This is a genomic window from Streptomyces sp. NPDC104371, assembly GCF_055583785.1.
The window spans coordinates 380,786-393,758 of record NZ_JBVJNF010000006.1; the positions used below are offsets into that span (position 1 = coordinate 380,786).

Annotated in this window: 11 protein-coding genes; 5 read left to right on the top strand and 6 right to left on the bottom strand. The window is 72.1% G+C overall.

The window, feature by feature from the left end; all coding sequences use genetic code 11:
- The first annotated feature begins 26 nt into the window (after nucleotides 1-26).
- Nucleotides 27-1,247 carry a cytochrome P450 gene (locus ACZ60T_RS21015; protein ID WP_469667218.1) on the top strand — a complete coding sequence of 407 codons (1,221 nt, stop codon included), beginning with the start codon at nucleotides 27-29 and terminating at the stop codon, nucleotides 1,245-1,247.
- A gap of 59 nt (nucleotides 1,248-1,306) precedes the next feature.
- Here ACZ60T_RS21015 and ACZ60T_RS21020 read toward each other — a convergent pair whose 3' ends face one another.
- Together ACZ60T_RS21020 and ACZ60T_RS21025 are read right to left on the bottom strand one after the other, a co-directional pair.
- A complete protein-coding gene (locus tag ACZ60T_RS21020) occupies nucleotides 1,307-2,917 on the bottom strand; it encodes an ABC transporter permease (RefSeq protein ID WP_469667219.1) in 1,611 nt (536 codons plus the stop codon).
- The gene (locus ACZ60T_RS21025; RefSeq protein WP_365631416.1) at nucleotides 2,914-3,834 is read right to left on the bottom strand and encodes an ABC transporter ATP-binding protein; all 921 of its coding nucleotides are present in this window, start codon (nucleotides 3,832-3,834) and stop codon (nucleotides 2,914-2,916) included. Before ACZ60T_RS21025 ends, ACZ60T_RS21020 begins: the two co-directional genes overlap by 4 nt.
- 108 nt (nucleotides 3,835-3,942) lie before the next feature.
- Here ACZ60T_RS21025 and ACZ60T_RS21030 point away from each other — a divergent pair, with 108 nt between their 5' ends.
- Complete coding sequence (locus ACZ60T_RS21030) at nucleotides 3,943-4,446, top strand: GbsR/MarR family transcriptional regulator (RefSeq protein ID WP_365631418.1); 504 nt, start codon at nucleotides 3,943-3,945, stop codon at nucleotides 4,444-4,446.
- Nucleotides 4,447-4,546: 100 nt separating this feature from the next.
- Here the strand turns inward: ACZ60T_RS21030 and ACZ60T_RS21035 are convergent, their stop codons facing one another.
- Nucleotides 4,547-5,398 carry a diacylglycerol kinase family protein gene (locus tag ACZ60T_RS21035; protein ID WP_365631420.1) on the bottom strand — a complete coding sequence of 284 codons (852 nt, stop codon included), beginning with the start codon at nucleotides 5,396-5,398 and terminating at the stop codon, nucleotides 4,547-4,549.
- A gap of 195 nt (nucleotides 5,399-5,593) precedes the next feature.
- On the opposite strand from ACZ60T_RS21035, the gene ACZ60T_RS21040 reads away from it, so the two are divergent.
- Together ACZ60T_RS21040 and ACZ60T_RS21045 are read left to right on the top strand one after the other, a co-directional pair.
- Nucleotides 5,594-6,877 carry an adenylosuccinate synthase gene (locus tag ACZ60T_RS21040; protein WP_365631422.1) on the top strand — a complete coding sequence of 428 codons (1,284 nt, stop codon included), beginning with the start codon at nucleotides 5,594-5,596 and terminating at the stop codon, nucleotides 6,875-6,877.
- Between the two features lie 184 nt (nucleotides 6,878-7,061).
- Entirely contained in the window at nucleotides 7,062-7,766 is a 705-nt protein-coding gene (locus tag ACZ60T_RS21045) for a DUF4097 family beta strand repeat-containing protein (RefSeq protein ID WP_469667220.1), read from the top strand.
- A gap of 23 nt (nucleotides 7,767-7,789) precedes the next feature.
- On the opposite strand, the gene ACZ60T_RS21050 is transcribed toward ACZ60T_RS21045, so the two are convergent.
- The 3 genes from ACZ60T_RS21050 to ACZ60T_RS21060 all read right to left on the bottom strand — a co-directional run bounded on the left by ACZ60T_RS21050 (nucleotide 7,790) and on the right by ACZ60T_RS21060 (nucleotide 10,691).
- Nucleotides 7,790-8,440, bottom strand: coding sequence for a hypothetical protein (locus ACZ60T_RS21050; RefSeq protein WP_469667221.1), 651 nt, complete (start codon nucleotides 8,438-8,440; stop codon nucleotides 7,790-7,792).
- 109 nt (nucleotides 8,441-8,549) lie between these two features.
- On the bottom strand, nucleotides 8,550-9,236 hold the full coding sequence (locus ACZ60T_RS21055) for a GntR family transcriptional regulator (protein WP_469667222.1): 687 nt from the start codon (nucleotides 9,234-9,236) through the stop codon (nucleotides 8,550-8,552).
- Between the two features lie 96 nt (nucleotides 9,237-9,332).
- The gene (locus ACZ60T_RS21060; protein WP_365631430.1) at nucleotides 9,333-10,691 is read right to left on the bottom strand and encodes an aspartate aminotransferase family protein; all 1,359 of its coding nucleotides are present in this window, start codon (nucleotides 10,689-10,691) and stop codon (nucleotides 9,333-9,335) included.
- Nucleotides 10,692-10,965: 274 nt separating this feature from the next.
- Between ACZ60T_RS21060 and ACZ60T_RS21065 the strand changes: the two genes are divergently transcribed.
- A complete protein-coding gene (locus ACZ60T_RS21065; RefSeq protein ID WP_469667223.1) occupies nucleotides 10,966-12,951 on the top strand; it encodes a serine/threonine-protein kinase in 1,986 nt (661 codons plus the stop codon).
- Nucleotides 12,952-12,973 lie beyond the last annotated feature (22 nt).

Below are 12,973 nucleotides of genomic sequence, written 5' to 3' on the forward strand. Positions count from 1 at the left end.
CGGGGCGGCGCGGCTAGCGTCCGGACATGGCCGTACCGCCCGCTCTCGCCTTCGACCCCTGGGACCCGGCGTTCGTCGCCGACCCGTACCCCGCCTATGCCGAGCTGCGTGCGCGCGGCCGGGTGCACTACTACGAGCCCACGGACCAGTGGCTGGTCCCGCACCACGCGGACGTCTCGGCGCTGCTGCGCGACCGGCGCCTGGGCCGGACCTATCAACACCGGTTCAGCCACGAGGACTTCGGGCGGACGGCGCCGCCGCCCGAGCAGGAGCCGTTCCACACGCTGAACGACCACGGCATGCTCGACCTGGAGCCGCCGGACCACACCCGCATCCGGCGCCTGGTCTCCAAGGCGTTCACCCCGCGGACCGTGGAGCGGCTCGCACCGTATGTGCACCGACTGGCCGACGACCTGGCCGCCCGCCTGGTCGCGGCGGGCGGCGGCGATCTGCTCACCGAGGTCGCCGAACCGCTGCCGGTCGCGGTGATCGCCGAGATGCTGGGCATCCCCGAGGCCGACCGCGCCCGACTGCGGCCCTGGTCGGCGGACATCTGCGGGATGTACGAGCTGAACCCGGCGCCGGAGACGGCCCACCGGGCGGTGCGGGCGTCGGTGGAGTTCTCCGCGTATCTGCGCGACCTGATCGCCGCGCGCCGCCGGGACCCCGGCGAGGACCTGATCTCGGGCCTGATCGCAGCGTACGACGAGGGCGAGCGCCTCACCGAGCAGGAGATGATCTCGACCTGTGTGCTGCTGCTGAACGCGGGCCACGAGGCGACCGTGAACGCGACGGTGAACGGCTGGTGGGCCCTGCTGCGCCACCCGGACCAGCTCGCGGCCCTGCGCGCGGACCACACGCTCGTCCCCTCCGCCGTGGAGGAACTGCTGCGCTACGACACCCCGCTCCAGCTCTTCGAACGCTGGGTGCTGGACGAGATCGAGATCGACGGCACGGTGATCCCGCGCGGCGCGGAGATCGCGATGCTCTTCGGCTCGGCGAACCACGACCCCGCGGTGTTCGACACCCCGGACCGCCTGGACCTGACCCGCGAGGACAACCCGCACATCTCCTTCAGCGCGGGCATCCACTACTGCATCGGCGCCCCCTTGGCCCGCGTCGAACTGGCGGCGTCGATGCGGGCGTTGCTGACCCGGGCCCCGGACCTGCGCCTCGCGACTCCCCCGGACCGCAGGCCGAACTTCGTGATGAGGGGCCTGAAGGGCCTGCACGTGGACGTCGGCTGATCACCTGTTCGGTGATCAGCCGATGATCCGGGGCGGCGGCTGGGCCGGCCGAGGTGTCCTCAGCCGCTCATGTCCCGCTTCCGCAGTCCCGCCAGCCCCCCGGCCACCAGCGCTGCCGCCAGCACCGTCAGGACGAGTACGGGGGTCCACTGCATCTCCCCGCCCGGCAGCTTCGGCAGATGGCCGAAGGGCGAGAGGTCCAGGACGAGGCGCGGGACGTTCAGGGCGGGGCCCACCCAGCCGATCAGCAGCGTCACCCCGGCCACCGCCCACGCCGCCATCGCGCCCCGGGGCAGTACCCCGTAGAGCAGGACCGCGATGCCGCCGATCACCCAGACCGCGGGGAGCTGTACCAGGCAGGCGCCCAGGATCGGGCCGGGCTTCCCGCCGAAGCCCACCATGAAGCCCAGGCTCGCCACCACCATGATCAGGGCCGCGCCGCCGAACGCGATCACGAGATGACCGGCGGCCCAGCGCAGTCGGCCCACCGCGTTCGCCAGGACCGGCTCCGTCCGTCCCGAGGTCTCCTCGCCCGCGAGGCGCAGGACGGCCGACACGATGTACAGGGCCGCGACCAGGCCCATCATCCCCACCATCGCCGAGAGGAACGCGTCCGTGAGCGCGGCGTGGCCACCCATGCGCTGGAAGATCTCGCGCGCCTTGGCGTTGTCGCCGACGAGGTCGGTCGCGCCGTCCGCCAGCCCGCCGTAGACGACGCCCGCGACGAAGAAGCCGATGCTCCAGCCCAGCACGCTCCCGCGCTGCAACCGCCAGGCGAGCGCGCCCGTCGAGCCCAGGCGTCCGGCGGCGGGGCCCGGCCGGGTGGGCAGGAAGCTCATGCCGAGGTCGCGGCGGCCCGCCAGGACGTAGGCCACCGCGCCCTGGGCCGCGGTCGCCGCCACGAGCAGCAGCAGCACCCACCAGCGCTCGTCCGCGTACGGCCGTACGTTCTCCAGCCAGCCGAGCGGCGAGAGCCAGGTCAGCACCGACGAGCCGTCGTCGGTCGCCGCGTCGCCCGCCGCGCGCAGGACGAAGGCCGCGCCGAGCACCGCGCTCGTCAGCCCGCGGGCCAGCCGCGCGCTCTCGGTCAGTTGGACGACGATCGCCGTCATCGTGGCGAACACCATGCCCACCCCGGCGATCCCCAGCCCCGTCGCCAGCGCCCCGGCGCCGCCCTGGCCCGCGAGGCCCCCGGCGATCAGCAGCGCCAGTACGCCGTTCGCGACCGCCGCGGCCAGCAGCGCCGCCGTCAGCGGGGCGCGTCGTCCCACCCGCGCCGACGAGATCAGCTCCTGCCGTCCGCTCTCCTCCTCGTCCCGGGTGTGCCGTACGACGACGAGCAGGCTCGTCACCGCGGCGAGCAGCCCGGCGTAGACACCGGCGCGCCAGGCGGTGAGCGCGCCGATCGAGTCGCCGAAGAGCGGTCCGACCATGGCGCGCAGCGACGGGTTGGTGGCCAACTGGCCGACCAGGTCGGCGCGCGCGGCCGGGGTGTCGTACAGGCCCTTGAGGGTGCCCGGCATCGACAGGACCATCAGCGCGTTCACCGCGACCCAGACCGGGATCAGCACCCGGTCCCGGCGCAACGCGAACCTCAACAGCGTGCCGGTGCTGGTCAGTTGACCGGAGCGGGCGGCACGTGCCGGGGCCGCCGGTGCTGCGACGCTCATGACCGCACCGCCGCTGCCCGGACGTTCTCCTGGAGGTCCTCCTGGTAGTGCCGCAGGAACAGCTCCTCCAGGGTGGGCGGCGTCGACGTCAGCGACCGTACGCCCGACTCGCTCAGCGACCGGAGGACCGCGTCCAGCTTGTCCGTGTCGACCTGAAGCCGGACGCGGAGCCCCTGGATGTCGAGGTCATGGACGCCGGGCAGATGCGCGAGCCCGTTCGGCGGTCCGGCGAGTTCGGCGGTGACGCTCGTCCGGGTCAGATGGCGCAGATCGGCGAGCGAGCCGCTCTCGACCGTGCGTCCCTTGCGGATGATGCTCACCCGGTCGCAGAGTTCCTCGACCTCGCTCAGGATGTGGCTCGACAGCAGGACCGTCCGGCCGCGGTCGCGCTCCTCCGCCACACAGCGCTGGAAGACCTCTTCCATCAGCGGGTCGAGGCCCGACGTCGGCTCGTCCAGGATCAGCAGATCGACGTCCGAGGCGAAGGCCGCGACGAGGGCGACCTTCTGGCGGTTGCCCTTGGAGTAGGTCCGCCCCTTCTTCGTCGGGTCCAGTTCGAACCGCTCGATCAGCTCCGTCCGGCGCCGCTGGTCGAGGCCTCCGCGCAGCCGGCCGAACAGGTCGATGACCTCTCCGCCCGAGAGGTTGCGCCACAGGGTGACGTCACCCGGGACGTACGCGACGCGGCGGTGGAGCTCCACGGCGTCCTTCCACGGGTCCTTGCCGAGCACCTGGGTCGCGCCGGAGTCGGCGCGCAGCAGGCCCAGCAGGACCCGGATGGTGGTGGACTTCCCGGCGCCGTTCGGGCCGAGGAAGCCGTGTACTTCGCCCGTCTCGACGGTCAGGTCGAGCCCGTCCAGCGCGTGAGTCGTCCCGAACGCCTTGTGGAGTCCGGAGACGGTGATGGCCTTCGTCATGGTTCAGAACGTACGCTTCTTTCAGAAATTTGTGAAGTTAAGGAAGCGTATAAATTGAGCGGGATACACTGGGACATGGCGGCCGAACGGGGAGAGGGAGGACCAGAGATGGCGGAGTCGAGCGCGGTGGAGCGGGACCCGAAGGCGGTGTCGTCCTTCGTGGAGGGCTTCGCGGCGCAGCTCGTCGAGGCCGGGATGGCACGGATGCCGTCGCGGGTCTTCGCGGCGCTGCTGTCCTCCGACTCCGGCGCGATGACCGCCGCGGAGCTGGGGGAGCTGCTCCAGGTCAGCCCGGCCGCCGTCTCCGGCGCGGTGCGCTATCTGGCCCAGCAGCACATGGTCCGCCGTGAGCGCGAGCCCGGCTCGCGGCGCGAGCGCTACCGGGTGCACAGCGACCAGTGGTACGAGGCGATCACCAACCGCGACGCGGTGCTCAAGCGCTGGGAACGCGCACTGCGCGAGGGCGTCGACAGCCTCGGGGCGGAGACCCCCGCGGGTCGGCGCATGGCGGAGACGGTCGCCTTCTTCGAGTTCATGGCGGACGAACTCTCCCAGGTCATGCAGCGCTGGCGAGTCCATCGCGACGAACTCTTCGGCCAGGAGGCCCCCTAGGGCGTGTTTCGAAAGTCCCTCCCCCAGCCTTCGGCCGGGAGGTGCCCCCAGCCCCGCGGCGTCTGGCACGGCACCCTAGGCGTCGGGGTCCCGCCAGGTCTCAGAGGACCCCTTCGGCCCCCGCACCCCCGCCGGAAGGCAGCGTGAGCCCCCACGCCGCCTCTCTCACCACCCACGTCCGGGTCCGTACCGGTCCCGCGATCGCCGCGTCCGCTCGGTAGCGGAAGTCCGTTCCCGAGACCGTCACCCGGCGCCCGCTCATCCGCAGCGGGTTCCCCAGGGGTGTCGGGTGGACCTCGACCTCGGCCAGGCCCGGACCCCCCGGGGTCACGGTCACCCCCTCCAGCGGCTGGTCCAAGTCGATCAGCATCACCCCGTCGACCTCGACCCGCAGCCGCGAGGGCCCGGGGGAGGCCGTGCTCCGGGGCGGGCGCGGCGTCAGCGTGCGGACGAGGGACGTGCGCATCCGCAGCCACGGCCGGACGGGCGTGGCGTCCCGGGCCGTCGGCACGGCGGCGACGCCCGGTGCGGACGGGATCCGCAGGCCCCCGAGGACCACCCCGTCGCTGTCGTCCACCAGCAGGTCGAGGCGTCGCTCCACCCCGTCCAGCACCGCCCGCGCCGCCGCCACCGCCCCCGTCGGCACCCCCAGCGACCGCGCCAGCGACAGGCCGGTCCCGACCGGCACCAGGGACAGGCCCGTCGTGGCCAGCTCCCGCCTGCGGTGCAGCACGCCCACCGCGCGCAGCAGCGCACCGTCGTCGCCCACGACCACCGGCCGCCTGGACCCCCTGCGCGACAGCGCGCGGGCGAATTCCTCCGGACCGTCCGGGAGGCACACCTTGGTCGTCGCACCCCCGCTGAGCACGTCTTTCGCGATTCGTACCGCCTCACCGTCACTGCGACGGGCGACCGGGTCGATGACCACGAGAAGCTGGTCGGAAGTCGCCACCTCGGTCCTGCCTCGCTTCCTCGGGTAGCATCTTTGTGCAAGAGCCCCTTGCGCTATTGCGCCAGGGGCTTCGTCTATTCCGGGGCATCCGGTCCGACGGTTGCGGCCAACGACGGTCGCGGTGCACGCGGCGGTGGACCCTCCGCGTACGCCCCCTGACCCTGGACATGCCCCGCCCGGAAGGGGTGTACGCGCGTGCCCGCACTTGTGCTGCTCGGTGCTCAGTGGGGTGACGAAGGCAAGGGAAAGGCCACCGACCTGCTCGGTGGGTCAGTGGACTATGTGGTGCGCTACCAGGGCGGCAACAACGCCGGCCACACGGTGGTCGTAGGTGACCAGAAGTATGCGCTCCACCTCCTCCCTTCCGGCATTCTGTCGCCCGGTTGTACGCCCGTCATCGGCAACGGTGTTGTCGTCGACCCGTCGGTCCTGCTCTCCGAGCTGAGCGGTCTGAACGAGCGTGGCGTCGACACGTCCAAGCTCCTGATCAGCGGAAACGCGCACATCATCACGCCGTACAACGTCACCGTCGACAAGGTGACGGAACGCTTCCTCGGAAAGCGCAAGATCGGTACGACGGGGCGGGGCATCGGCCCGACCTACGCGGACAAGATCAACCGCGTCGGTATCCGTGTGCAGGACCTCTACGACGAGTCCATCCTCACCCAGAAGGTGGAGGCGGCCCTCGACGTCAAGAACCAGCTCCTCACCAAGCTCTACAACCGGCGCGCCATCGCCGTCGACCAGGTGGTCGAGGAGCTGCTGGGCTACGCCGAGCAGATCAAGCCGTACGTCGCCGACACCGTCCTGGTCCTCAACCAGGCGCTCGACGACGACAAGGTGGTCCTCTTCGAGGGCGGCCAGGGCACGCTGCTGGACATCGACCACGGCACGTATCCGTTCGTGACGTCGTCCAACCCGACGGCGGGCGGCGCCTGCACGGGCGCGGGCGTCGGTCCGACGAAGATCGGCCGCGTCATCGGCATCCTGAAGGCGTACACCACGCGCGTCGGCTCGGGGCCCTTCCCGACCGAGCTGCTCGACAAGGACGGCGAGGCGCTGCGCACCATCGGCGGCGAGCGCGGTGTCACCACCGGCCGTGACCGCCGCTGCGGCTGGTTCGACGCGGTGATCGCCCGGTACGCGACCCGCGTGAACGGTCTCACCGACTTCTTCCTGACCAAGCTCGACGTGCTCACGGGCTGGGAGCAGATCCCGGTCTGTGTCGCCTACGAGATCGACGGCCGCCGGGTCGAGGAACTGCCCTACTCCCAGACCGACTTCCACCACGCGAAGCCCGTCTACGAGTACCTGCCCGGCTGGCAGGAGGACATCACGAAGGCCAAGACGTTCTCCGACCTCCCGAAGAACGCCCAGGCCTACGTCAAGGCCCTGGAGGAGATGTCCGGCGCCCCGATCTCCGCGATCGGCGTGGGTCCGGGCCGGGACGAGACGATCGAGATCAACTCGTTCATCTGACGGGTAGCTCCACGGGGAGCTTCGCCACGACGGCCGGTGCACAGTCCGCTGCACCGGCCGTCGCGGCTTCTCCAGCGCCGGCGAGAGTACGGCTCGGTAGGATCCCGATGATTGATCAACGACTCAACTCGGTCCGTACGGGGGGACTTTCATGCGTCGCTCACACACTCGCGTCCTGACAGCGGTGGCTCTGGCCGCACTCACGGTCGGCGGCCTGTCCGCGTGCTCGGCCCTCGGCCAGAAGACCTTCGAGGACGACGCCGAGGTGTCCGGGAAGGTCACCTCGGTCCGGCTCGACAACGAGCACGGGGGTGTGAAGGTGGACGCCTCGGCCCACGTCTCCACGATCTCCGTGCATCGCAAGGTCGACTACCGCGGTGACAAGCCGAGCGGTACGTCCTTCCACGTCGAGGACGGCGTCCTGACGCTCTCCGGCTGCGGCAAGGACTGCGGGATCGACTACACCGTCAAGGTGCCCGCCGGTCTCCCGGTGACGGGAGGCACCTCCGACGGGGGCCTCACGCTGACCGGCACCGGCGCGGTCGACGTGCACACGAGCAACGGCCAGATCGCGGTGACCGACGCGACGGGCCCCGTGAAGCTGCGCACGTCCAACGGCGGCGTCGACGTCAAGGGTGGCAAGGGCGGCGACATCGACACACAGACGTCGAACGGCGAGGTGACGATCCGGACGGCCGTCCCGGAGAACATCAAGGCGCGCACGTCCAACGGCAGCCTCACGGTCACCGCCCCGCCCGCCAAGTACCGGATCTCGGCGGACACCTCCCACGGCGACAAGAACGTGGACTTCGACAACGACCCGGCGGGCACGTACCGCCTCGACCTGTCGACGACGAACGGCGACCTGACGGTGAAGTCGACGTCGTAGTCCGGGCGGGCGCCCTGGTGGGGTCAGCCGAAGACGATCATCGAGCCCTGCGCCAGGCTGCGCGTCGCCGCCGCGTGGAGGCCCAGCCAGACGTGCCGTTCGCGGGCGAAGGGGCTCGGGTCGTGGGGGGCCGTGGCGGCCGGTTCCTCCAACTCCGTGGGGGCGAGCGGGGGTTCGGGGGCGGCGGGCGGGTTGGCCGGGTCGATGCCGATCGCGGGGGCCACGAACTCCAGCTCCCGCAGCAGCGCTTGGCTGGACCCCAACGGGCCACCGGTCTCCAGGAGTTCGTCGTTGGAGAGCGGATGGGCGAAGTCGATCGGGAGATACGCGCCCGCGTGGTCGTAGTGCCACACCAGATGCGACTGCTGGGCCGTCGCCTCGAACATCTCCAGCAACTGCTCGTAGTCGCCGCCCAGTTCGTCGACCGGGGTGACGGCGAGGCCGGAGAGCTGGAGGAGATAGGCGCGGCGCAGGAAGTGCAGCGCCTCGTAGTCGAAGCCCGCGACCGGTGCCACCTCGCCGTTCAGCCCCGGCATGTACTGGTAGATCGGCACCGGAGGCAGTCCGACCTCGACCAGCGCCCGGTCGTAGAGGGCGAGTTCCTCGGCGAACGGGTTGTCGGGGGTGTGGCACAACACGTCGACAAGCGGGACCAGCCACAGGTCACAGGCCAACGGTAAGCTCCTCGGTTTATCGGTGTGGTGCAGGCAGCGTAGTCGGCGTGGGCGCCGCGGCTGTGCCAGGTCTCCTACCCACAGAGGATCGACTCCGTCGCCGGAGCGCTCATTCGGCCGGTTGCCCGAGCAGTCCGAGGGAGTGCGCGTGGTAGTCGGTGACCACGGCGTGCGCCGCGACGGGGTCGTGGTGCACGAGGGCGTCCACGAGACGGGGGTGTCCGGACCACAGCCGGTCCCCGAGGCCGGTCGACCCGCGTAGATGCTGGACCGCGCACACCCAGGACCGCACCCGCAGCCGATGCAGGAAGTCGGCGAGGTAGGGGTTGCCGACCAGGGCGCTCACCTCACGCCAGAAGCGCAGGTCGTAGCCGATGAGGATGTTCAGATCACCGGCGGTCGCGGCGCGGGCGGCCTCCTCGCCGCGGCGGCGTATCGGCCCGAGCGCGAGGCTGTGCCGGGGGGCCTCGCCGACGGCCTTGCCCTCGGCATCGATGAGGCGGCGGAAGAGGCCGTCGGTGATGAGACCGCGGGCCTCGAGCATGGCGCGGTAGTCGCTCAGCGAGTAGGCGTGGACCTCGAAGCCGCGGTGCTGCACGGCGTCCAGCAGGCCCTGCGCCGACAGGTCGACCAGGGCCTCGCGGACGGGGGTGGCGGAGACGCCGTACTGCTCGGCGATCTCCTTCACCGTGAACTCCTGCCCCGGTTGGAGCCGGCCGGCCAGCACCTCGTCGCGCAGCGCGTCCGCGATCTGCTGCCGCAGGGTGCTTCGGGTAACGGCGCCAATGCCGGCCATGGTGGTCTGGGTCCCCCATCCGCGTACGAATACGTGTTCCTGTCGTGTTGCTCGGAGCACGTCACCTTACGCGGTGGGGGGTCGGGGTACCGCCGTTCACTGCTCCGTGTACTTGTCGGCCACCGACAGCGCCGTGTCCAGGGCGGCGAGGCCTTCCTTGGCCTCCGCCTCGGTGATGGTGCAGGGCGGAACGACGTGCGTACGGTTCATGTTGACGAAGGGCCACAGGCCGTTCGCCTTCGCGGTGGCGGCGAAGGCGGCCATCGGCGCGTTGGCCTCACCGGCCGCGTTGTACGGCACGAGCGGCTCGCGCGTCTCGCGGTTCTTCACCAACTCCAGGGCCCAGAACATGCCGACGCCGCGCACCTCGCCCACCGAGGGGTGCCGTGCGGCCAGTTCGCGCAGGCCCGGCTCGATGACCTGCGCGCCGACGACGGCGGCGTTCGCGACGACGCCCTCCTCGGCCATCACGTTGATCGTGGCGACGGCCGCGGCGCAGGCCAGGGGGTGCCCGGAGTAGGTCAGACCGCCCGGGTAGGGCCGCTTGGCGAAGGTCTCCGCGATCTTCCCGGAGATGGCGACGCCGCCGAGCGGCACATAGCCGGAGTTCACGCCCTTGGCGAAGGTCATCAGGTCGGGGGTCACCTCGAAGAGGTCCGCCGCGAACCACTCGCCGGTACGGCCGAACCCGGCCATCACCTCGTCGAGGACGAAGACGATCCCGTACTTGTCGCACAGGTCGCGCACGCCCGCGAGGTAGCCGCGCGGCGGGACCATGATCCCGGCGGTGCCCGGAATCGTCTCCAGGATCAGCGCGGCGATGGTGCCCGGACCCTCGAAGGCGATGGTCGTCTCCAGGTGCTCCAGCGCCCGCTCGCACTCCTGCTGCTCGGTCTCGGCGTAGAAGCGCGAGCGGTACAGGTACGGCGCCCAGAAGTGGACGACGCCCGCCGTGCCGCTGTCGGAGGGCCAACGGCGCGGATCCCCGGTGATGTTGACGGCCTGCTGGGTGCCGCCGTGGTACGAGCGGTACGCGGAGAGCACCTTGGAGCGGCCGGTGTGCAGCCGGGCCATCCGCACGGCGTGCTCGACCGCGTCGGCGCCGCCGTTGGTGAAGAAGATCTTGTCGAGGTCGCCGGGGGTGCGCTCGGCGATCAGCCGGGCCGCCTCCGACCGGGCCTCGATGGCGAAGGCGGGCGCGAACGTGGCCAGCTTGCCGGCCTGTTCCTGGATCGCGGCGACGACCTTCGGGTGCTGGTAGCCGATGTTGGTGTAGACGAGCCCGCTCGCGAAGTCGAGGTAGCGGTTGCCGTCGTAGTCCCAGAAGTACGACCCTTCCGCCCCGGCGACGGCGAGCGGGTCGATGAGGTCCTGAGCTGACCAGGAGTGGAAGACATGCGCACGGTCCGCGGCCTTGACGGCGGCGCCGGCCTGGGGATCGGTCTGAGGCGTCATGGGCCCGAGGGTAGGTGGGCCGGGCGAGGACGTGACATGGGCGTCCTGTCTGCGGACGATGGGTTTCCGCGACAGGTTGTCGCGTGCCGACAGCCGCGGACGGGGCAGTCGACGGACATGGGCGGGGCAGTCGACGGACACAGACGGGGGAGTGGCGGGCCGTCACGGAACCGCGGGCGCCGCCCCGACCGACTTCCTCTACGACGGACAGCACGGTCCGCGGACAGCACTATCCTCTGGCTGTCGCCCACACAGGGGGGAAGGTGACGCGGCGATGGAGAAGCTCGCGGCGGGGGATCCACCGCGGATCGGGGCGTACCGGCTGCTCGCGCGGCTCGGCGCCGGAGGCATGGGGAGCGTGTATCTGGCCCGCTCCGACCGGGGCCGTACCGTCGCCGTCAAGCTCGTACGGCAGGAGCTGGCCGAGCGGGAGGAGTTCCGGGCCCGCTTCCGGCAGGAGGTGCGGGCCGCGCGGCGGGTCGGCGGCCACTGGACCGCGCCCGTCCTCGACGCGGACACCGAGGCCGCGATCCCCTGGGTCGCCACGGGATACGTGGCCGGACCCACCCTCCAGACCGTGATCTCGCACGACCACGGCCCCCTGCCGGAGCGCTCGGTGCGCATCCTGGCCGCCGGGCTCGCCCATGCCCTCCAGGACATCCACGCGGCCGGGCTCATCCATCGCGACCTCAAGCCGTCCAACGTCCTGGTGACCATCGACGGGCCGCGGGTCATCGACTTCGGTATCGCCCGCGCCCTGGAGACCCTGACCGACGACGGGCTCACCCGGACCGGCGCGTTCGTCGGGTCGCCCGGGTTCATGGCGCCCGAGCAGGTGCGCGGCGACCGGATCACGCCCGCGTGCGACGTCTTCTGCCTGGGGTCCGTCCTCGCGTTCGCGGCCACGGGCGCCCTTCCCTTCGGCGCCGCGGGCAGCGGGGCGCACGCGCTGATGTTCCGTATCGCGCAGGAGGAGCCCGACCTCACGGACCTGCCCGAGGAACTCGCCGATCTCGTACGGGACTGTCTGCGCAAGGACCCGGCGGCACGGCCCACCCCGGCGCAGATCCTGGAGCGTACGGGCGCCGAGGACACGGTCTCCGGCGGGCGGAGCCGGGACCCCTGGCTGCCGAGCGCGCTGGTCGCCCAGCTCGGCCGCCAGGCGGTGCGCCTGCTGGACACGGAGGACCCGGAGGAGGACGCCCCGGCTCCCACGGCTTCTGCGGCCGCCCCTGTCGACCTGGTCAAGCGGCCGGGGTCGGCCCCGGCGGGCGGCGCGCCCGAGGCCTCCCCGGAGCACGCGCCCGCGGCCGACGCCCCGGACGGCGCGGTCTCGCCGCCGCCCGGACCCGCCGACCTGGACCGGCTGCCCACCCAGGCCGTCGGCTCCGGGCACCCGCCCCCGCCGGACGTCCCGCCCGCCGCGCACCCGGCCTACTCCCCGCCGGACGTCCCGCCCGTCGCACAGCCGCCCGCCGCGCACCCGGCCTACGGCTTCCCGCAGCAGCATCCCCAGCCCCCGGCGCCCGCGTACGGACCCCCGCAGGGCGGCGGCTGGGGCGGCGCCCCGGCGCCGGGCTACGGGCCCGCCCTCGGCTCGACACCGGCCTACGGCCCGCCGCCGTACGCGGGGCACCCCTACGGCGATCCGGGACAGGGCGATCCGGGACAGCCGCCGCCCCGGCGCAGAAGCAGCCGCTCCACCGTGGCGCTGCTCATTGCCGCCGTGGTGGTCGCGATCGGCGCGGGCGGCTCGGTGTACGCGCTGATGCGCGGCGACGGGAGCACCCGGGGCGGCGGCAGCACGGTGGCCACGAGCCCCGGCCCGACCACCTCCGACGCCCCCACCCGGGGCACGACCTCGGGGCCGCCCTCGACACCGGCCTCGCGGTCGCCCGAGGCGGGCCTCCTCCCCACGGCCTACCTCGGCACCTGGGACACCTCGATCGACAACGACAAGGGGCACCACACCCGGCGGCTGGTCATCCAGCAGGGCGAGGTCGGGGACACCGTGCTCTCCCTGTCGGCGGACGGGCCCGCCGACAACGGCGCCACGTACCACTGCCTCTTCCTGGCGAACCTGACCGAGCGGCCCAGCGGCGACGGTCCGGTGGAGATCGGCCCGTCCAAGGTCTCGGCCGGCCCGGCGGAGTCCTGCGCGCCGGGCGAGCCGACGGAGCTGACGCTCCTGCCGGACGGCCGCCTCGAGCGCCTGAACACGACCACCGGGGCGACCCTGACGTTCACCAGGGCGGACTGACGCCGGGGCCGCGGGACAGCCC

Coding starts and splice junctions, on each gene's coding strand:
- ACZ60T_RS21060 (WP_365631430.1), bottom strand. CDS start 10,691: ATGACGCCTCAGACCGATCCCCAGGCCGGCGCCGCCGTCAAGGCCGCG.
- ACZ60T_RS21020 (WP_469667219.1), bottom strand. CDS start 2,917: ATGAGCGTCGCAGCACCGGCGGCCCCGGCACGTGCCGCCCGCTCCGGT.
- ACZ60T_RS21015 (WP_469667218.1), top strand. CDS start 27: ATGGCCGTACCGCCCGCTCTCGCCTTCGACCCCTGGGACCCGGCGTTC.
- ACZ60T_RS21025 (WP_365631416.1), bottom strand. CDS start 3,834: ATGACGAAGGCCATCACCGTCTCCGGACTCCACAAGGCGTTCGGGACG.
- ACZ60T_RS21065 (WP_469667223.1), top strand. CDS start 10,966: ATGGAGAAGCTCGCGGCGGGGGATCCACCGCGGATCGGGGCGTACCGG.
- ACZ60T_RS21030 (WP_365631418.1), top strand. CDS start 3,943: ATGGCGGAGTCGAGCGCGGTGGAGCGGGACCCGAAGGCGGTGTCGTCC.
- ACZ60T_RS21055 (WP_469667222.1), bottom strand. CDS start 9,236: ATGGCCGGCATTGGCGCCGTTACCCGAAGCACCCTGCGGCAGCAGATC.